The following is a 19367-nucleotide window of genomic DNA, read 5'->3' on the forward strand; positions in this document are numbered from 1 at the left end:
TGGCGCCGTTGGCCTCGCGCTTGAACCAGATGTTGGGGAAGGCCAGGAAGCGGTGCCAGGCCACGCCCATGTCGGTCTTCAGCGAGACCACGATCATCCAGATGAACGACGTCGCGATCTTCACCCCCGCGAAGAAATAGACGAGGTTCTCCAGAGTGGACCGGTCCATCCCCCGGAACCAGGCGACGAGCGGGTACGAGACGAAGACCGACGCCTCGTAGTGCTCGATGTGGTGCAGGGCGCCCTCGAGGGCATGCAGCACCATGATGCACGTACCGACGACGAAGATGACGGTCTCGATGAAGTACGCCTGACCCGTTTTGGAGCCCGCGAAGCGGGACTTGCGACCCGGCTGCGGCTTGCTCAGCTGCCGGATCACGATCAGCGTCAGGATGCCGAGCACCGTCATCGTCCCGATGAACTCGACGAAGACGTTGTACGGAGCCCAGTTGCCGACGATCGGCAGCTCCCAGTCCGGCACGAACAACTGGCCGGTGGCGTTGACGAGCGTCTGCAGCAGTGTGTAGAAGCCCACCGCCACGAACCAGTGCGCGAAAGCGATGACGCCCCACTGGTTCATCCGGGTGTGGGCGACGAACTCCCGGACCAGCGTGAGCGTACGGGAGTACGGGTTGTTGGTCCGCAGGCCCTTGGGGACGGGCTGGCCGAGCCGCACGAACTGGTAGATCTGCAGGATGGCACGGCCGAACAGCGCGAAGCCGACCGTTATCAGGGTCAGCGACACGATGATCGCGACGAGTTGCATGAGTGGGCTCCTCGGACCGGCGAAAGTCAGCTACTAAGCGGTAACTTAACTATTTCGTCTGAGGCTACTCACTTATCGCGCCGCACTACAGCCACCGGCACGGTGATCTGCGTCGCCGCCGCAACACCCGCTTCCCATACGTCAGTTCACGCGTACCGCTGACCCTGCGCCCGCGCGGGCCGAGGCAAGCGGCGCCGTGGCGGGCAGCGGTGCCTCCATCCCCAGCGGGCTCTCCGGCGCGGCCGCCAGTATCGACTGCTGCAGCCGGCGCAGCCGCGCCGAGGGCTCGAGGCCCAGGTCGCGTACGAGGGTGCCGCGCAGCCGGTGGTAGACCTCGAGGGCCTCGCCGCGCCGGCCGGAGCGGTGCAGCGCCAGCATGAACTGGGCGTGCAGGTTCTCGTGGGTGCGGTAACGGCTGGTCAGCACGGTCAGTTCGGCGAGCAGTTCGCGGTGCCTGCCGAGCTTCAGGTCGGCCTCGATGCGCTGATCGAGGGCGCACAGCCGGCTCTCCTCAAGACGCTTGGCCTCCATCTCGAGGCGTGCACCGGTCTGTACGTCGGCGAAGGCCGGGCCGGTCCACAGGTCGAGCGCCTCCCGCAGCAGGCGCGAGGCCTCCTTGTGGTCCCCCGCGTCGATCGCGCGGTAGCCCTTGCCCGCGAGCCGCTCGAACTCGCGGACGTCGCTGCCGCCACCGCCGGAGACGAGCATGTACCCACCGGGCGCGGTGACCAGGACGTCCTTGGCGCTGCGCCGCGGTGCCGACTCGGACTCGGACTCGGCGGACGTCTCCCGCTCCAGCGCGGCGGTGATGAGGTCACGCAGCTGCAGGACGTAGGTCTGCAGTGTGGTGCGCGCGCTGCGCGGCGGCCGACCCGCCCACAGCTCATCGGTCAGAGCGAAGACCGGCACCGCCTGGTCGGCGTGGAGCGCGAGGAGCGCAAGCACCTGTCGGGGTTTCGGCGCAGTAGGGGCGATGGACACCCCGTTCTCCTTGACGTCCAAAATGCCCAGTACGTCGATCTGCATACCGTTGCCCCCCTAGGTGAGTGTGCTGTCGCACCGACACCCCACGAGTACAAAACAGGCCAGACGGTTTGTCAATACAAAACCACGTGCGCTGTTTTTATACATCGCACGCACGTACGAACGCCGTCTGCTCAAGTAGCCCTGTGAAGTGCGGTTTTGCTCAAATGGACGCCCTGACCTCACAGGAGTGACACACAGGTGTCCTTCGAACTTCCATAAAATCTTCCTCGCCAAACGGGCGGTCTCGGGCGAGTCGCGGCCCTCAACAGACGGTATAACAAACCATGTGCGCTGTTGCTTCCCCTCGCTGCGGGGCGTGTCGGTCGGCCGGCCTAGGTGCCTACCGGCCTACTGCGGAGGGTTGCCGTGCTTGCGGGACGGCAGGTCGGCGTGCTTGCTGTGCAGCATGGCCAGGGACTTGATGAGCACCTCACGTGTCTCGGCCGGGTCGATGACGTCGTCCACGAGGCCCCGCTCGGCGGCGTAGTACGGGTGCATCAGCTCGGCCTTGTACTCCTTGACCATCTTCTGACGCATGCCTTCCGGGTCCGCCGCCTCGGCGATCTGGCGGCGGAAGATGACATTGGCCGCGCCCTCCGCGCCCATCACCGCGATCTCGTTGGTCGGCCAGGCGTAGGTCAGATCGGCGCCGATGGACTGGCTGTCCATCACGATGTAGGCACCTCCGTACGCCTTGCGCAGGATCAGCGAGATCCGCGGCACCGTCGCGTTGCAGTACGCGTACAGCAGCTTCGCGCCATGCCGGATGATCCCGCCGTGCTCCTGGTCGACACCCGGCAGGAATCCGGGGACGTCCAGGAGGGTGATGATCGGGATGTTGAAGGCGTCGCACATCTGCACGAACCGCGCGGCCTTCTCGGAGGCCTCGATGTCCAGGACACCGGCCAGGGCCTGCGGTTGGTTGGCGACGATCCCGATGACCCGGCCGTCGAGGCGGGCCAGCGCGCAGACGATGTTCCGCGCCCAGAGCTCGTGGACCTCGAGGTACTCGCCGTCGTCGACGATCTCCTCGATGACCTTGGCCACGTCGTACGGCCGGTTGCCGTCCACCGGCACGTGGTTGAGCAGTACTTCGTTGCGCCGGTCGACGGGGTCGTCGCTGCGCACCCGGGGCGCCGCCTCCCGGTTGTTCTGCGGGAGCAGCGACAACAGGTAGCGGACCTCGGCGAGGCAGGTCTCCTCGTCGTCGTACGCGAAGTGGCAGACGCCCGACGTCTCGGCGTGCACGTCCGCGCCGCCAAGCCCGTTCTGGGAGATCTCCTCCCCCGTCACCGCCTTGACCACGTCCGGGCCCGTGATGAACATCTGGGATGTCTCGCGGACCATGAAGACGAAGTCCGTCAGGGCAGGCGAGTACGCCGCGCCACCCGCACACGGACCCAGCATCACGCTGATCTGCGGAATGACACCCGATGCCTTGGTGTTGCGCTGGAAGATGCCGCCATAACCCGCGAGCGCGGAGACACCCTCCTGAATACGAGCCCCGGCACCGTCGTTCAACGACACAAGAGGCGCACCGGCCGCGATGGCCATGTCCATGATCTTGTGGATCTTGGTGGCGTGGGCCTCCCCCAGCGCACCACCGAAGATGCGGAAGTCATGGGCGTACACAAAGACCGTGCGTCCTTCCACCGTGCCCCAGCCGGTGATCACACCGTCTGTGTACGGCTTCTTGGCCTCGAGCCCGAAACCGGTCGCCCGGTGCCGGCGCAACTGCTCGACCTCCTGGAAGGACTCCGGGTCCAGGAGGAGCTCGATCCGCTCACGGGCCGTCAGCTTGCCCTTGGCATGCTGCGCCGCTGTCGCCTTCTCGCTCGGCCCGGCCATCGCCTGAGCCCGTATCGCGTGCAGCTCGGCCACGTGACCGCCTATGTCGGCCGACGCTGTCCCGGTCGACGCGGGGGCAGTCGTCATCGCCATCTCTGGTCCCCTTCCGGGGGCAAGACTGAGGAGATCCCGCCCCGGTTCCATCGAGTCAAATTAAAACCGCGCATGCGGTCAGGTTTCCTTGCGACAGAAAGCGCCTCGGGTAGCGGGCCGCTCACCGCCAGCTGTCGGGCGACGCGTAGCCGTTCGGCCGCTTCCACCAGTTCAAGGCAGGCGACGACGGCTGCTCGGCCTCGGACTCGGACTCCTCCTGGCCGCGCCTGTGCAGGGCGAGCAGCACCACCGCGATGGCGGTCAGCTCGTCCTCGCCGGCCTGTCCGCGTTCCACGCGAAAAACGGTTTCCACGCTCTCCATCAGGCGCCTACCCCCTCACTCCTCGCCATGGTTGATCAGGGCACTCGAGAAGCACTGAGGAATAGCTTGAGGCCCGGCTCGACGGGCGCCCGACGCCCGCCCGACGCGCGGTGGGGAGGCGGACGACGAACCTCACACAAGGGCTGGAGTCAGCCATGTCATCGTCCGAGGCCGCACCACTCGAGACCGACTACAGCCGCTCCCCGCCGGGTCCTGAAAACCGGCCGTGAAGTCCGATGTGGTACCGGAGGCTCCGGATCTCGTAGGAGCGGAAGGTCTCGTACCGCTAGAAAGTAAACCGGGTGGTATGTATCTTCACAGGCCTGGGATTCACCACCAGTTACACGCCAACGACGCTCCGGGGGAACAGGCATGTCTATGAGCACGTTCCGTGTCGAGTCCGTCATACCGTATTTCCGGTATGCGGTGAGCGGTCCAGGGAGCCCGCGGAGGGTCGTCGAACCTCATGATCACACATCCCTGACCACCACGGTCCCCAAAGAATTCGTGCACCGCGCGAGCATCGCCGAGGTGATGCTCACCGACTGGGACCGGGTGGACGACGAGCACGTCACGGTAAGCGCCCAGTGGCCGCGGCTGCACAGCTACTTCGCCACCCTGGACGGCTACCACGATCCCCTGCTGGTAGCCGAAACGATCCGCCAGGCAGGGCTCCTCATGGCGCACACGGAGTTCGGCGTCCCGCTCGGCCACAGCTTCCTGATGTGGGACCTCGCGGTCGACCTCAAGGCCGAGCAGCTGCGCATCGGCGCCGCGCCCGCGTCCGTCGTCATCGAGATCGCCTGCTCGGACATCAAGTACCGCGGCAAGAAGCTCGCGGGTCTGCACCTCGACGCAGTGATCCACCGCGACGGTCAGCCGGCCGGTACCGCGACCGCCACTTTCACCTGCGCCTCGCCGGCCGTGTACGAGCGTCTGCGGGGCCCGCGGATCAATGCCGCCGCGGAGCCCGTCCCGCTGACCAGCCCGATCACGCCGCGGGACGTCGGCCGCACCTCCCCCACCAGCGTGGTCCTCTCCCCCGCAACGGCCCCCGACAGCTGGCAGCTTCGGGTGGACACCCGGCACCCCGTGCTCTTCGACCACCCCGTCGACCATGTGCCGGGCATGGTGCTGCTTGAGGCCGCCCGCCAGGCGACCATCGCGTTCCTGGGACGTGACTGCCTGCCGGTGGGCATCGCCAGCAGGTTCACCCGCTATGCGGAGCTGAACGTCCCGTGCCTGATCGAGGCCTCCGCCCTCCCCCCGTGCCCGGAAGGCAGGGAGCGCGTCCTCGTGACGGGTCACCAGGACGGCACCGTCGTCTTCACCTCGACCGTCACCGCGGCACGGGCCGCGACGGCGTGAACGCCCGGCGGCCCGAGTCGCCCCGAGGTAACTCGAGGTAACTCCAACCTTGGGTCGCTTCAGTCGCTTTCCGCCCTGCGGCGGCTCACGACACGGGCCGCTCCGGGTCCCTCAACTCCCGCCTCCGCCACGGCATTTGCCCAGGTGGCACCGGCAGCGGAAAAAAACGGGAAGCGCCGTGCCCCGGTCAAGCCGGACGGCACGACGCTCCGGTCGCTGTCGGGTGTCTCAGGCAGGCACCGGCACCGGGGCCTGAGCCGCTTCGCGGGCGATGCGGGCTCCGCGGCCCGGCGCGACGTCCAGGCGCATCAGGACCGCGGGCGAGGCGATGGACGGCAGGAGATGCTTCAGGAGGACCGAGGACCGGTACTCGATGTCATCGAGGCCGGTCTCCAACTGGGCATACAACTGAACCCCGTTGAAGGAACTGACCACCATCTCGGCGACCTCGCGCGGCACCACATGCGCCAGGGTCTCGCCCCGCTGATGGGCCACGGTCAGGATGTCGGTGATCATGTCGACCCACAGCGGCCAGGCACTGCCGTAGTGCCTGCGGCCGATGGAGTCCGCCGAGAGCCGGGCGCCGGCCCGCAACAGGGGCTCGTTCACCAGCCGATGGGCCACCGACATCGCGACGTCGACCATCTCCTGGAGCTTGATCTCCTGCTCCGGGAGCGCCTGGTCCGTCTGGAGCTCAAGGACGCCCTTGGCGAGCGCTTCCTTGGAGTCGAAGTGGAAATACAGGGCGCCCTTGGTCACCCCGGCGGTCTTCAGGATGTCGGCGACCGTCGCCGCCGTGTAACCGCGCTCCGCGAAGACTTCCGCGGCGGCCTCCAGGACTGCGCGACGGGTCCTGACCGCACGTTCTTGCTGGGCCACTGGACCTCCCTTTCCTGAACCGCACACGTACTGCGCGAACCGGAGCCAAATACCACACCATAAACAAACCGTCTGGGAGGTAGCTTATCCCCACGCTTGAGCAAAGGACAGGTCCGAGTTGCCCATTGTTTCCCTGCTCCTTACTGGGGTCCTCCGTGCCCGGGCTCGTTGGCGGAGCGAAATCATACTGGTCAGGTCAGCTGTACAGCCCCACCCAGCGCCCCCGTGTCGATATCTGAACTGGTTGCGGGCATCCGTGCAGAATGAACGCAACTGCCTCAGAAAAACCATCCATCGTGCAGGTTTTGCTGTATTCCTGCACTTCTCTCCCCCACCTCGATCTCCCGTCCACCCAGGAGGCCGCTCAGGAGGCCTTCAGGATCCCGCCGCGGCCTCCACGGGCCACAGGCGGCCTTCCGCCGCCTCGGCGTCCAGGGCCCGCACCAACGGCTCGTCGATGTCGTCCAGCGCCCCCACCAGGTGCCGTACCCCGGCTCGCTGCATCAGCTGCCGCTGGAAGCTGTGCTCGAAGGAGGTCGGGTGCCCGATGAACGCGGCCCCCAGCTGCCGCGCGGTCTCGGCCACCTTCGCCACGTCGTCGATGAACAGCGCCTGATCGCAGCGCAGTCCGAAGACGTCCTCGGCGATCTCCCGGATCCCGGGCCGGAAGGCGTCGGTGCACACATAGCCCGGCCCGTCGAAGTACGAGGCGTACGCGCCGAGATGCTCATCGAAGTGGCCGCGGGCGAGCCCGCCGTAACAGACCATCCGCGCGCCGGTGGCGCGCAGGCGCTCCAGCAGAGGGCCTGCGCCCTCCATGACCCGGACCGGGTCGCCCTCGAGGTAGGCGGCGCGCTCCCGGAAGTACTCCTCCACCACCTCCTGTGGCGTTCCCGGCACCCCCAGCGCCTCCGCGGCCTTGAGCTGCGTCTGCGACAGCACCGACCGCTCCAGCTCGGCGGTGTAGACGCCCCCGTTGCGCACCACCATCCGGTGGATGACCGGACTGAACGTGTCGTTCAGCAATACCCCGTCGATGTTCACCGCGATCAGACGCAGATGCCGCAAGGCCACCCCGGAACCCCCCTACCGTCGAACCCCCACGAACGATTGCCAGGAAGATTAAACCGGCCACGCGGTTTTTACAACCGCGTATGCTCGTCGCGGAATCTCGCCAACGGGTTCAGGACAACGGGGGGCAGCGATGGGCACGTTGACCGGCAGAACGGCTCTGGTCACCGGCGGCGGGCGCGGCATCGGCCGGGCCATCGCACGGCGGCTCGCGGCGGACGGCGCACTCGTCGCCGTGCACTACGGCAGCGACGAGGCCTCGGCCGACAAGACCGTCGCCGAGATCACCGGCGACGGCGGTCGCGCCTTCCCGCTGCACGGCCCGCTCGGGGAGCCCGACGACGTCCGCACGGTCTACGACCGGCTCGACGCCGGCCTGCGCGCACTGGGCGAACCGACCGCGCTGGACGTCCTGGTGAACAACGCCGGGTTCAACGTTCGGGGCGGAGTGTCCGAGGTGACCGTGCCGGACTTCGACCGGCTCATGGCTGTCCACGCCCGGGCTCCGCTGTTCCTCGTACAGGAAGGCCTGTCGCGGCTGCGCGAGGGCGGCCGCATCGTCAACATCAGCTCCGCCGCCACCCGGGTCGCTCTGCCGACCTCCCTCGCCTACTCCATGGCCAAGGCGGCCCTGGAGGCCCTCACCCGCACGCTCGCCAAGGAGTTGGGGCCGCGGCAGATCACGGTGAACAGCGTGGCGCCGGGCTTCATCACGACGGACCTGAACCGGCGCCGCTGGGCCACGCCCGAGGCGGAGGCCCAGCATGCCGCGTACTCCGTGTTCGACCGGATGGGCCACCCCGCCGACGTCGCGGACATCGTGGCCTTCCTCGCCTCTCCCGACTCTCGCTGGGTGACGGGACAGAGCATCGACGCCTCCGGCGGCACGGGCCTGTAGCACCGGCTCAGGGAGCGGCCGCCGTCCGCGGGGTCACAACGGCAGCGTGAGGTCCAGCTCCTGGACGTCAGGAGACGGCGGCCCGCCCCCTGAGCGCTCCGTCTTGCGGCCCTTGGTGCCCGGGGCGAGGGTGCGAGGGTCCACGGCCTCCGCGGGCGCCCCAGTGGCGTACAGGCCGTCTGGCGCGCTGTCGCGGTCGTGCGGAAGCAGCCAGAAGACGCGGCGGCGGAACGTACCGGAAGACCGGGAGGGCTTGGCCTGGGGCCCGAGCAGCGCGTAGCCCACCATCCGGCCGTCGCGGTGGTAGGCGGGTCGGCTGCGGCGGGTCGGCAGCCGGTCAAGGCTCTGCCGCACATAGTCGAGCTTGCTGATGTCCTCGAGCCAGACGAAGTCGGCCTCGTGGACTATCTCGTCTTCTGCGATGAGGGCACTCATCCTGTCTCCTCGTCGGCGACCAGTCCGATGCCCGGGTAGTACTTGCGCTGGTTGGAGAGGATCATCTCCTTGGGCGACGCGAGCCCCACCCCCTCGCGCACCCGTGCCGCGAACGCCCGGGACGACGCGGCCGGAGCCCCCTCATTCTGACACCAAGTCTTGTAGGCCGCGTAGAGCCTGGCTTGCTCGGCTCTCATCCCGGGCTCGATCCGGCAGCTCTCGCTCAGAAAACGCCCCGTGTGGTCCTCGGTCTCGGCATAAGCGGTCGTGGCGATCCGCACCCGCTCCGGCCCGCCGAGCTGCCGCTCCCCCGCCAGATAGCGACGTGCGCCCGTGATGAGCCAGTTGAGGATGCCCGGCCCCTCCTCGTTGACCAGGACGTCCGCCAGGTTGTCGATCTTGCGTTCGTCGGGCACCACGCGCTCGAACGGGATCAGCCGCATCCGCCGCCAGAAGGCAAAGCCGCCGGTGCCCACCTCGGGCCGGTGATTGCCGAGCAGCCAGAGCTTGTGGGTGGGCTGGAAGCTGAAGAAGTCCTGCCGCATCCGGCGGGCCTTGATCCGGTCGCCGCCGGTCAGCAGTTTGACCCTGGCCTCGTCGAAGCGATCGCCGGGTTTGACCTCGTTGCACACGATGACCCGGCGGCCGTGCAGCTCGGCGAGGTCGGTGGGGTGCCCCTCGTAGGGGCGGGCCATCAGGAACCCGGGCGGCGCGGCGTCCGCGTAATCGCCGATCAGCTTCATCACCACGTCCAGCAGTACCGACTTGCCGTTCTTTCCGGAGCCGAACAGGAACGGTAGGACCTGGGCGCCGACATCACCGGTGATGGAGTACCCCAGCAGCAGATGCAGAAACTCGGTCATCTGCCGGCCTTCGTCGTCCTCGCCGAAGGTGTCGTCGAGAAACCGGCCCCAGCGGGGCGTCGGCATCGACTGCGGGGCCACGGTGGTCGAGCGGGAGTGGAAGTCCCGGTTCGGGTCGGGACGGTGGAGCCGGCCGGTGCGCAGATCCACGACCCCGGCCGGCGTGCACAGCGCGTACGGATCCGCGTCCAGCTGCGCGGCGTTGAGCACCATCCCCGGCGCCGACTTCGCCTGGGTGAGGAGCGCGTTGATGCCGTTGGTGCTCAGGGCCCGCCTGCGGTGCTGCAGCAGCGCGGTGGTGCTGTGCACGCCGCGCGGGTCGGAGGTCGCGATGGACTCCGCCAGATCACCGGCCGCCCACAGCACGGTCTCGTCCTCGTCGATCTGCCAGCGGGTGGTGGCCCACCGGAACCAGCCGAGCCCGGGCACGTACCGGTAGTCGTTGGAGTAGAACTTCACGAACAGCTTGGCGTTGCCCCGGTCGCTGAGCGTGTCCGGCACAAGACCGTCCGCCGCCGCCTCGCCGTTGCCGCGGGGATCCCGGGGAGCGGGCAGGGAAACGGGCTGGGCGAGGATCTGTGCGGCGGCGGCCTGAGCGTCGAAGCGGAACAGGGCCTGCTCGTCGGAGGTCATCGCCAAACCCCCGGACACGGTGGCCGTATCCGGCCGGTGCGCACGGCAGCGTTGACGCGTTTCAGTTGTCCGCGCCTGCAGGCGAACTCAAGTGAGCCCCACAGCTCAGAAGCCATACGCACCCCCCCTCAGCGACTGAAGCGACTCAGCGACTGACACAGGGTAGCGAAGCCATACGGTTCCAAAGTGACTCGTGGGAAATATTCTTCGACACCCTGACCGATGCCAGCGACTCAAGCCAAGAACGACCAGCGACCCAGGCCGCCCTGACTCAGATTCAGTCGCTGAACAAAACCGCAGGTGAAAGCATGTACGGCGACTGAAATAGCGACTGAAGCGACTCAAGTCTTCTATCTATGACGCACACACGCACATGCATTACAGCTCATATACCCGACCCTTGAGTCGCTTCAGTCGCTGTTCTCCCTCAACTACCCACTCTGACCTGCGAGTTCTTCTCAGCGACCGAAAGCGACTGAAGCCATGCCGGGTCGCTTTTCTTCAGTCGCTCCCCCACAGACCGCGCGGTTCCAGCGACTGAAGAGCGACTGAGCAGCGACTGAGCAGCGACCGAAGGAGGTGCCGGTATCCGGAACGCCCGACCAGAGTCTCTTGAGTACCCCTGCAGCGCCCTTCCACTCAGGGCGCGTATAGGGCTGTGTGCGCGGCGCTGTCGGGCGCGCGGTGCCCGTCCGAAGCACGGCGTCCCGTGCGTCGCTCAGGAACGTCTTCTGGAGCCTCAGGAACGTCCTTTGAGGCGCAGAGGGCGTGCGGCCCCCGCGGCGAGGCCGTCGTCGATGATGCGTGCGTTACGCGCGCTCTGGCGGGGCCTCGCGGTCTCGGCGGCCTCACTCAGCAGAGCGTGCGCGGCGGCAGCATCCAGGTGCCCGGCGGCGGCGAGCCCTCCGGCGGTGTAGGCAGCCTTGTTGAGCTTCTCGGTGAAGGCCGCCCCCTCTGGTGTGCCGGCACACGCGGCGACATCCGCCAACAGGGGCTCGAGCACCCGATGCCCGTCGGCGGTCAGCCCGCGCGCCCCGCGACCGATGCCGACGGACGCCCCCCGAGGGACAGCGGCCGGGCCCGGGACAGGCGTCGGCCGAGGCTGGATCACATGCCCGGTCCGTACGAGTTCTTCGCGGAGCCACTCGGGCAACGGGGCGGGCAGCCGAGCAGGTCCTTCGGGCCGGTAAGTCCCCTGGGCGACACAGGTGGTCGGGGACACGATGTAGCCGCCGTCCGCCCGTACGTCGACCTGCCAGGCCAGCGCCACCTTGGTGCTGGACCCGGTCGAGCAGCGCAGCCTGATGGCCGGACTCGGATTTCGATACCAGACGTGCATGCCCCCCGATGGAGTGCGCACGCGCAAGGTGCCGGTGTCCTCGGCCGGGCTGGGCTGCCCGCGCAGCGCGGCGAGCAGCGCAAGGGTGTCGAAGCCGGATGCGAGCCCGCGCAGGTTCACGGAGTCGTGGATCGGGATGCCGGGCAGCAGCCGTCCGCGATCCGGGACCTGCGCACTGTGGGCGTCGACGTCGATGACGACCAGGTCCGCTCCCCCGCAGGCGATCCCGACGCCCCAGGCCGGGGTGCGCGACCACCAGCTGTCGATGAGTGCGAGGTTGGTCGTAGCGGCATGAAAACCGTGGCACGGCCGGCCGGCCGGCAGACAGGCACAGTCGCCAGGCTGATGCGTCCGTTCCTTGCAGGCAGAACAGTTGGAGACCGGGGTCTTGCGACCCGGCGCGAGAGGATGCACCGGCCACCCCTGCTCCGCGCACCAGCGGGCCACGGCATGGGGTGATGCGGGCCGCGCAGGGGAGCCGGGCAAGCGTTTCGCCCTTCTGCCAGAGACGGTAGGGACAGCAGTTCGGAACACTCTAGGACCCCGAGTCGCCCCACGAAACGGGCAGCTCATGACGGTGGCCCGCATCCCCGGAACTCCCGGGGATGCGGGCCACCGCCTGCACCATCAGTCCTCGTCCGACGCCTGAAGCAGCCAGACCAGCTTGTCCCGGTTCTCCTTCGACATGTGCTTGCGGAGCTGCTGGTCGAACCAGAGGGGCTCACCCCACGGCAGCGAGTCCGCGGCACTGGCGACGGCCTGATGAGGCATCAACGTGGCCGTCCTGCCCCTGGCCGAGGTGGTAGCGACCTCCGGTTCAGCTTCGGCCGCCTCCGAAGCGGCGGCGACCGCAGCGCTGTTGTTTACCGCGGTAAACCGCTCCGCCGTCTGTGCTGAGCCATTCGACGCGGGTGCCGGAGCAGCGGGCCGGTTTACCGCGGTAAACCGCTCCGCCTCCTGTGCTGAACCGTTCGACTCGGGCGCGGCAGCCGCAGGCTGGTTTACCGCGGTAAACCGCTCCTCGACCTCCGCGGCGGGCTGACGGGATTCAGCGGGCCCCGCATCCCTCGGCTGCGCGACGCGCTTGCGAGGCGCAGCCTTGGCTTCGGCACGGCGGCCCAGCTCGGCCTCCCACGCCGCCGCCTGCTCTCCCTGAGGCAGACTCGCGATGTCACGCCCGACGCGCACGGCGAGCTCGCCCGAGCTGACCAACGCCTGAAGCTCCGGCGTGAGCTTCAGCAGCTTGCGCTGCTGACTGACCCAGCCCTTGGTCTTCCCGTAGTGGGCGGCCACCTTGTCCGCGCCCTTGAGCTCGATCACCATCGTTTCGATACCCAGGGCACGCTCGATGGGATCGAGGTCCTCACGGTCGTTGTTCTCCGACAGGACCGCATCAAGAAAGTCGGCCCGGCTGGAGGCGACGTTCTCGTCATGGACGACGTTCAGCGTGGTCAGCCCAACCGACAGAGACGCGCGATACCGGCGCTCCCCATTGGCGATGACGTACGGCTTGTCGCCGACGTTGGGCTCTTCCTCCGGCCACAGCTTGAGGTAGCCGCCACGGGAGACGACGACGGCAGGCTGGAGCTGGCGGTGCTTCAGTACGAGGCCGAACTCATGGAGAGCCTCATCGGTGCCGAAGTTGCGGCGAGGGTTGAAGCGGGTGGGGACCAGCTTCGTCAGCGGCAGGGCCAGGAGCAGCGGGTCGCTCTGGCCCGGTACGTTGTCGACCCGCTGCCCGGCGAGCGTGGCGAGGCTGGTGCGGCGACCTGCCATCAGGCGCCACCTCCGTAGCCCAGCTCCAGTGCGAGGCGGAAGAAGTCCTCGCGGGCCTCCATGGCCACCCGGTTCTTCGCGTACTGGGTGACGACCTTGCCCTCGACGGAGGCGCGGGTGTGCACCTTGTAGCGGCGGATGACGGTCTTGGCGCGGGGCCAGCCTTGGGCGTCGATGTATGCCTGGGTGTCTTCCAGGTCGGCCGTGCCGTCGCGTGGATCCCAGTTGTTGACGACGACCTTGAAGGGGAGACCGCTGGGTTCAATCACCTTCTGGATGGTGCGGGCCGTGGGGTCGAAGGCGAGGCCTTCGGGCGGCATCGGCACGATGACGTCGTGCGCGTACTTCAGCGCCTCGAGGAGGAGGTTCTCGTCCTGCAGGCTGCCAGGGGTGTCGATGAAGACGTGCTTCAACTGGTCGGAGTTCTTCAGAACGTCCGCCGCGACAGCACCGAGGTTGAGTGTGGTGGTGGTCTTGCCGACGCCGCCCTTCTGGTTGGCGACGACATGGACCTTGGCGCCTGTGCCCTGAAGGATCTTCAGGTTCTCGGGAGTCTCATGCTCCTGAGAGAAGTCAAAAGGCAGGTCGCTGATCCTGTTGGCCCACCAGACCGTGGAGGCCTGTGGGTCAATGGACACGACGTAGACAGCAGCAGTCATCTGATGCTCCGTATGCTTCCCGTGGTTTCCGGTACTTCGGCGTCAGCATCATTTCAGATCACCTGTGCATGCCTGGAACAGACACCGGCATTTCCCCCAGATGGGACGAGGCTCTCCGCGCCCATGTGCCGGGCCCGCAGGTTCGGTGGCGACTGCAGAACGCTGGGGGAGGACAAACCGGCAGCGTGGTTGATCCCGCAAAGGGCTGAGCGAGGCATACATGGCGGGTGATTCGTTGCCTGCGGCTGCGCCCTGGCGTGCTTTCGTCGGCTGAGGCCGGGAGTGCCAGCCAGTATGTCGTCGCCCGGTAGGAGGGGGCACAGCCTTGAGCGCCTCCTCGGTGGTGGGAAGCCGGGATCGTACGCTCGACCGCCTGACATGGCACGAGGCTTGGGTGCTTGGCGCGACAAGGAACAGCCTGTCCTACCTACTAAAGAGAGCGCCGCCCCAAAACACACCCTGACCTGCGAAGACAGTGCTCCGCACCAAGATCTGACGATCTGGCACCCAGTTCCCAGCACCTCCCACCCGGTTCTTGAGAGCGGGGCAGTCAGTTCTGTCGCACTGGGTACCCATGCCTCAGGAACCGTGCAGATTGACGTCACGTTCATGAGCAACACCTGATTCCCCCATGTGCCCGCAGGCGACGGAGCTTGACGGGTGGGCGAGCAACACGCCCTGGAGGCGGAGTTCATGAACTCGTTGCTCATGTACGTTAAGTTCATCTGGTCGGCCTCAGGGCCGACGCTCATGCACACCGAGACAATGCCCAGCCATGGAGGGCTCGTTGGGAGCACTACGCAGACTGGTCGACGCCGACACGGGCGAGGCAGTCCCCTATGCGCCCTATGCCTTCTCCGGCGGTCACACGCAGGTCGACAAGGCCCGCGTGGAGGCGATCACCGAGAGCAAGGAATTCACCCCGAGTCAGAAGTTCCTCGTCCTGTGGTGGATCGGAGTCTCCCCCGAAGGCATGGCGCCGCTGCGAGCAACCGGCGCGGACATCGCCAAACGGGTCGGCATGACCGCTGATGCCGTCGGGAAGATCAACAGGAAGCTCCTCAAGCGGCGCATCCTCATCGAGCGCGGACGCATCGGCAACTACCGGCTGTACCGAATCAGCCCGTACATTGCCTTTCACGGGACAGGGGTCGAGCAGCGGGAAGCGGTCAAGACGTGCAACCCGCCGGACATCCCCGGATTCCAGACCATGACCCCTTCGCGGTGGGAGGCAGCCCAGTGAACAACGACGAGAAGCAGAAGCTCCTTGACGTCCTTCACCGCACCTCGGGTATGACCGCGAATCAGCGCCTGGTCGTCATGCTGTACTCCATGCACCCCACCGACCGGGCCGGCGCTGTCATCGAGACCGGCGCCAACCTCGCCAAGCTCGTCGGGATGTCACCGACCGTCTTCTCGCGCACCAGGCGCCAGGTCGTCGAGGCCGGCTGGCTCGAGGAATCGGAGCGACTGGCCCACATCAGCTACTACCGCCTCAGCCAGAAGAGCACCGGCGAGCACGTCGTCGTCCCCCTCCGACGGGCAACCTGAGCAGCCCCTGCAAGCACGGTTCATGTACGTGAGGTCAATGAGTACCGCTCTCAGGATCGGTACTCATTGACCTCACGTACATGAGCGAGGCGGGCCGACGCGGCGTTCTGCCCTTCCAGAACAAACCGGTTCACCTAGTGCTACCGGCATGACGGGGGAGGGGACCGCGCCGGCGGTCAGCGGCGGTGGGACGTCAGAGGCTGATGCCAGAGAGCTTGGAGAGCCTGACAAGCTGCGGGTTCGAGCGTCGATGGAGTGACGCGAGAACACGAAGGACCTCACGCCCCATGGGGTGGATGCGTGCCATCTGCGGGGCGGCGTCGAAAGCAATGGACAGGTTCTCGAGTGCGCCGTCCCTGTCGCCGAGGTCGAGCTGGGCGCGCGCTGCGTTGATGCGGGTTGGTGCGCCGCGGGTTGGCGGAAGTCCGGCGAGTGCGGTGTCCAGATCGTCTGTGAGTGCGAGTGCGGCGCGTGGCCGGCCTAGGTCGACGTGGGTGGCGAGTACGTGCGTGAACGTGTTCTGTGGCCCGAAGGTGAGCCCGTGTGCGTCGACGTCGCGGTCGAACGAGTCGGCGGCACGCCACGCGGATTGGATGTGCCGTTCAGCCTCGCGCCGGCCCTCCCGCTTGTCGGTGAGGCGGCCTGCGAGGGTCATGCCACGTAGGTTGAGGATGCCGACGGCCAAGTCGCGGTCGGTGGTGGAGAGTTGGGCGGCCTGCACGGTCGCGATCGCTCGGTCGACGACGTCCAGGCCGCGCTCGACCGCCCCGAAATTGAGGTAGGTGCCCGCGCGGTCGCGGGCGGCGAAGGCCTCTCCGAGTGGGTTGGGCTGCTGCTCGACGCCCCATCGCTGCCGGGTGACGGCGAGCTCGGCCATGTCCATCCAGCGGTGCCGTGCGGCGAGCCAGTACACCGTGCTGTACACATCGGCGAGCGCCGACCACGCGCCGGAAGTGTTCTCCGTATGCGCGTACGTCGTGGCATCCCGCAGCAGCGCGGGCAACATCTTGATCAGCCTGGCGACGTCGACCGCGTCTCGGTGCCGGTCCGCCGCTTCCAGACCTGCTGTGATGCGTCCCTCGGGTACGGACTGGTGCTCGGGCATGTCGTAGTCGCGTACGGCAGAGCGCAGCGCGGAGAGCCGCTGTTCGTCGGCGGCTGCGACCGATGCGCGCCCCAGTACCTCGGCCATGGTCATGCCGAACGCCCGGCCGAGCGCGGCTGCGACAGCGGGGGTGAGTGCGCGGTCGCCGACCTCGATTTTGCTGAGCTGGGAGAGGGATACGTTCGCCCTGCGGGCGAGCGCGGACTGAGACCAGCCGCGAGTCTTGCGCAGCGCGGAGACGTTCGCTCCCGGAGCCGGATCCGTCGTAGTGCCCATGGTGATCAGTCTTTCTGGGAGGCACGGCCTTAAGCCCATGCTCACAGGCCAACCGGGTGCCCGCATCGGGTCTGTGCAAACTCTGTGCAACTCGGCGACTGATCAACGGGGTTGACTCGTATGTAAAGGGCCCCGCGACCGCCGATACGGACCGGGGGCATGGCCGACTGGTAAGGCGTCGACATGAGCGAGAGCACGGTCCGAACATCAGCTTCTGGCAGCGGGGCGGCCGTCGACCTGGTGCCGCCGGTGGGACTGCCCGACGTGCGCATGCTGTCCTAGACGCCCACGGAAGCCTCACCCACTGGGTTCCCCCGTGGCTGCCGTGCCTGCGCCGCCGTGCACCTCTACCGGGCCCAGCTCGACCATTCCCAGACGTGCGAGCAGTGCACCGACGAACCTGCTTTGTGCGAGACGGGCTGTGCCTTGCGTCGGATCCTCAAGGAGGTGCGCCGATGAACGGCTGCGGGCGCGTCGTCATCCCCGGCATCTGCCATATCCGCAGGGAGGGGACAGAGATCGACTGCACGCGTCCGCCACAGCACGAGGGCGAGCACCGGAATTACTATCGGCGCCTTGACTGGCCGCAACGGCTCGGCGAGACACAGGGCGGCTGGGCCCTCTGTCTGTTTTTGTTCAGCCGGTGGTGGTGAGGTTGGTGATGTGGGCGGTGTGCCGTGCCCGTCGTTGCTCGGTGAAGTGTTCGGGTCGGTGAACGTGCTTGAGATGTTCCGGCTTGAGAGGCGTGATGTTGTCCTTGGCCTTCTGACATATGCGTCCTATGCGCGGGATGCGATGCCGTTTGCCGGTTTCCCCTGCAGGGGAACGATGTACCGCCCTCAGCGGGCAAAAGAACGGCGCTGCACCGTGAGGAGAGGTGCAGTGCCGCTTCTGTGAGGACGGGAGTCAGGTTCGCCGGCGGGTTGCAAGGTCGATGGGCGGCTCCAGCCGCCTCTGCCGCTCGGCCGCCTTCGCTCGCTTTTCCTCCTCGTGCTGCTCGATCTGGTGCTCGTAGCGCTCTTGGAAGTCTGGGTGGTCGAAGCGGTCGTCGTCGTCCATCGCGCCGATTGCGTGGAGCTGCTCAGCGGGCGTACGGAACCCGGCGATCAGCGGGCTGAGCCGGTAAGAGCCGTTGCCTTCCTTCCACACCATCCGCGCAAAGGCGAGGTGTTGGAGGCCGCGGGTCACCTTGGACCGGGTGATGCCGATTTCCGCAGCGAGGGTTCCGTGGGTGACCAGGCAGCGCCCACCGGGTTCCTGGCGGCCAAGGAGGTGGATTAGCACGGGATAGGAGGCTGGCGGCATGCCGCGCGGGGTGAACACGAGGGCGTTGTTGGCCGTCCAGACGTACTCGGGGGCCGCGGGCTCCACAGCGATCGTCATGACGTCCCATCCTCCTCAGCACGGGCACGGGCACGCGCCTTGTCTTCCCGAAGCGGCTTGTCCGCCGGCTTCGGCAACTGCCGCAGTTCTCGGCCGCGAGTAGATGACGCTCTGGCCCACCTCGATTGTCCCCCCAGCGCACAATCCGCCGCCCCGCCCCAGCAGCAACCGCGCCTCCTTTGTCCCCCAAGTGCACAAACTGGCCTGCTTCTATAACCCCGGGGTGATAACTGACCCCTCGCTTTATCACCCCCGGGTGATACTCCTGGCGGGCATAAAGCGCTCTGACCTGCGGCAATCTGAATCTAGTCTCCCTTCTAGAGCGCGTGCGCGCGTGATACCGGATCTTGCTGCTGTGATCAACCACCGACACGCCGTAGCAATTGGTTGATGGGCGTCGTGTGATGTGCTCTGGGTGTGCGTCATGGCTTTCACTGGTGGTGGGTGTGGCGGGGTTGGGCACTGTGTTGCTGGGGTGTCGTTCGGTTGGTGAAGGTCGCTGTCGTTTCCCGGTGTAGGTCTGCTGTCGTGTGTGTGGGTTTGTTCGTACGGGGCTGACTGCTTGGTCTGTTGGGCCGTCACTCGTTCGAGGGTGTGGAGCCGGTGTGGGTGGTGGGCGTAATTTATTCCAAAGTCAATCTAGCCAAAATTTTGAAGCACGCCCTGCCGAAGTGCGGGACCGGGTCCCTCTTGTCTGAGTGGCCGACTCCTGTGTTCCTGTTTTTGCCCCGACCTCCCGTCACCATCCCGCCCTTTGCTGCGGTTTCTGCTGCTGCCGGGCCGTCAGGCCTGTGGGTGGGCTGCGCGAAGCGTGGCACGCTTGTTGACGCGAAGTGTCTCCGGTGGCTGGAGCGCAGCGGAGGCCACCGCCGGCCGGAGGCCGGGCCCGGTCTGCAACGCGGGCCGGATTCCCTGTAGTTGGGCGTCAGCCCTGTAGTTGGTGGTGCGCGCGCAGCGCGTACCACCTGGCGGGGAGCGAAGCGAGCCGCTTCCGCTCACGCGGAGCGGGGGCGGGCGGGGCGCGCAGCGCCGCGGTTCGCTTCTTCACGCGAAGCGTGAAGGGACCCTGTCTGTTA

Annotated in this window: 16 protein-coding genes and 1 pseudogene; 4 read left to right on the forward strand and 13 right to left on the reverse strand. The window is 67.2% G+C overall.

Going from position 1 to position 19367, the window contains the following annotated elements:
• The 4 genes and pseudogenes from E2651_RS27110 to E2651_RS27125 all read right to left on the reverse strand — a co-directional run.
• Window positions 1-766: pseudogene (locus tag E2651_RS27110) on the reverse strand (Fe-S oxidoreductase); the annotation flags it as partial.
• A gap of 141 nt (window positions 767-907) precedes the next feature.
• A complete protein-coding gene (locus tag E2651_RS27115) occupies window positions 908-1792 on the reverse strand; it encodes an AfsR/SARP family transcriptional regulator (protein WP_135333852.1) in 885 nt (294 codons plus the stop codon).
• 348 nt (window positions 1793-2140) lie between these two features.
• Complete coding sequence (locus E2651_RS27120; RefSeq protein ID WP_135333865.1) at window positions 2141-3727, reverse strand: acyl-CoA carboxylase subunit beta; 1587 nt, start codon at window positions 3725-3727, stop codon at window positions 2141-2143.
• A gap of 127 nt (window positions 3728-3854) precedes the next feature.
• On the reverse strand, window positions 3855-4028 hold the full coding sequence (locus tag E2651_RS27125; protein WP_167828906.1) for an acyl-CoA carboxylase epsilon subunit: 174 nt from the start codon (window positions 4026-4028) through the stop codon (window positions 3855-3857).
• A gap of 453 nt (window positions 4029-4481) precedes the next feature.
• Between E2651_RS27125 and E2651_RS27130 the strand changes: the two genes are divergently transcribed.
• Complete coding sequence (locus tag E2651_RS27130) at window positions 4482-5423, forward strand: ScbA/BarX family gamma-butyrolactone biosynthesis protein (protein ID WP_280922808.1); 942 nt, start codon at window positions 4482-4484, stop codon at window positions 5421-5423.
• 228 nt (window positions 5424-5651) lie between these two features.
• Here E2651_RS27130 and E2651_RS27135 read toward each other — a convergent pair whose 3' ends face one another.
• A complete protein-coding gene (locus E2651_RS27135; protein WP_135333855.1) occupies window positions 5652-6302 on the reverse strand; it encodes a ScbR family autoregulator-binding transcription factor in 651 nt (216 codons plus the stop codon).
• 375 nt (window positions 6303-6677) lie between these two features.
• A complete protein-coding gene (locus tag E2651_RS27140; protein WP_135333856.1) occupies window positions 6678-7376 on the reverse strand; it encodes an HAD family phosphatase in 699 nt (232 codons plus the stop codon).
• A gap of 130 nt (window positions 7377-7506) precedes the next feature.
• Here E2651_RS27140 and E2651_RS27145 point away from each other — a divergent pair, with 130 nt between their 5' ends.
• The gene (locus E2651_RS27145; protein ID WP_135333857.1) at window positions 7507-8271 is read left to right on the forward strand and encodes an SDR family oxidoreductase; all 765 of its coding nucleotides are present in this window, start codon (window positions 7507-7509) and stop codon (window positions 8269-8271) included.
• Between the two features lie 33 nt (window positions 8272-8304).
• Here E2651_RS27145 and E2651_RS27150 read toward each other — a convergent pair whose 3' ends face one another.
• From E2651_RS27150 to E2651_RS27170, 5 genes are all read right to left on the reverse strand, one after another.
• Window positions 8305-8706, reverse strand: coding sequence for a DUF6009 family protein (locus E2651_RS27150; RefSeq protein ID WP_135333858.1), 402 nt, complete (start codon window positions 8704-8706; stop codon window positions 8305-8307).
• Window positions 8703-10202 (reverse strand): phage/plasmid primase, P4 family, encoded by a 1500-nt coding sequence (locus tag E2651_RS27155; RefSeq protein WP_135333859.1) that lies wholly within the window; start codon window positions 10200-10202, stop codon window positions 8703-8705. The genes E2651_RS27150 and E2651_RS27155 overlap by 4 nt, the downstream gene beginning before the upstream one ends.
• Window positions 10203-10941: 739 nt before the next feature.
• A complete protein-coding gene (locus E2651_RS27160; RefSeq protein WP_135333866.1) occupies window positions 10942-11988 on the reverse strand; it encodes a bifunctional DNA primase/polymerase in 1047 nt (348 codons plus the stop codon).
• 180 nt (window positions 11989-12168) lie between these two features.
• On the reverse strand, window positions 12169-13317 hold the full coding sequence (locus E2651_RS27165; protein ID WP_135333860.1) for a ParB/RepB/Spo0J family partition protein: 1149 nt from the start codon (window positions 13315-13317) through the stop codon (window positions 12169-12171).
• Window positions 13317-13976: a ParA family protein gene (locus tag E2651_RS27170; RefSeq protein WP_135333861.1), complete on the reverse strand. Its 660-nt coding sequence runs from the start codon at window positions 13974-13976 to the stop codon at window positions 13317-13319. Before E2651_RS27170 ends, E2651_RS27165 begins: the two co-directional genes overlap by 1 nt.
• Window positions 13977-14763: 787 nt before the next feature.
• Between E2651_RS27170 and E2651_RS27175 the strand changes: the two genes are divergently transcribed.
• Both E2651_RS27175 and E2651_RS27180 read left to right on the forward strand, forming a co-directional pair.
• Entirely contained in the window at window positions 14764-15219 is a 456-nt protein-coding gene (locus E2651_RS27175; RefSeq protein WP_135333867.1) for a MarR family transcriptional regulator, read from the forward strand.
• Window positions 15216-15527 carry a replication initiation protein, RepL2 gene (locus tag E2651_RS27180; protein WP_135333862.1) on the forward strand — a complete coding sequence of 104 codons (312 nt, stop codon included), beginning with the start codon at window positions 15216-15218 and terminating at the stop codon, window positions 15525-15527. Before E2651_RS27175 ends, E2651_RS27180 begins: the two co-directional genes overlap by 4 nt.
• 193 nt (window positions 15528-15720) lie before the next feature.
• On the opposite strand, the gene E2651_RS27185 is transcribed toward E2651_RS27180, so the two are convergent.
• Both E2651_RS27185 and E2651_RS27190 read right to left on the reverse strand, forming a co-directional pair.
• Window positions 15721-16908: a helix-turn-helix transcriptional regulator gene (locus E2651_RS27185; RefSeq protein ID WP_135333863.1), complete on the reverse strand. Its 1188-nt coding sequence runs from the start codon at window positions 16906-16908 to the stop codon at window positions 15721-15723.
• A 906-nt stretch (window positions 16909-17814) separates the two neighbouring features.
• A complete protein-coding gene (locus tag E2651_RS27190; protein ID WP_135333864.1) occupies window positions 17815-18291 on the reverse strand; it encodes a hypothetical protein in 477 nt (158 codons plus the stop codon).
• Window positions 18292-19367 lie beyond the last annotated feature (1076 nt).

The organism is Streptomyces sp. MZ04, from assembly GCF_004684775.1.
GTDB lineage: Bacteria > Actinomycetota > Actinomycetes > Streptomycetales > Streptomycetaceae > Streptomyces.

Bases quoted from the DNA above. Each gene is read 5' to 3' on its own strand.
- E2651_RS27150 (WP_135333858.1), bottom strand. From the start codon at position 8,706: ATGAGTGCCCTCATCGCAGAAGACGAGATAGTCCACGAGGCCGACTTC.
- E2651_RS27170 (WP_135333861.1), bottom strand. From the start codon at position 13,976: ATGACTGCTGCTGTCTACGTCGTGTCCATTGACCCACAGGCCTCCACG.
- E2651_RS27115 (WP_135333852.1), bottom strand. From the start codon at position 1,792: ATGCAGATCGACGTACTGGGCATTTTGGACGTCAAGGAGAACGGGGTG.
- E2651_RS27190 (WP_135333864.1), bottom strand. From the start codon at position 18,291: ATGACGATCGCTGTGGAGCCCGCGGCCCCCGAGTACGTCTGGACGGCC.
- E2651_RS27165 (WP_135333860.1), bottom strand. From the start codon at position 13,317: ATGGCAGGTCGCCGCACCAGCCTCGCCACGCTCGCCGGGCAGCGGGTC.
- E2651_RS27145 (WP_135333857.1), top strand. From the start codon at position 7,507: ATGGGCACGTTGACCGGCAGAACGGCTCTGGTCACCGGCGGCGGGCGC.
- E2651_RS27185 (WP_135333863.1), bottom strand. From the start codon at position 16,908: ATGGGCACTACGACGGATCCGGCTCCGGGAGCGAACGTCTCCGCGCTG.
- E2651_RS27155 (WP_135333859.1), bottom strand. From the start codon at position 10,202: ATGACCTCCGACGAGCAGGCCCTGTTCCGCTTCGACGCTCAGGCCGCC.
- E2651_RS27120 (WP_135333865.1), bottom strand. From the start codon at position 3,727: ATGACGACTGCCCCCGCGTCGACCGGGACAGCGTCGGCCGACATAGGC.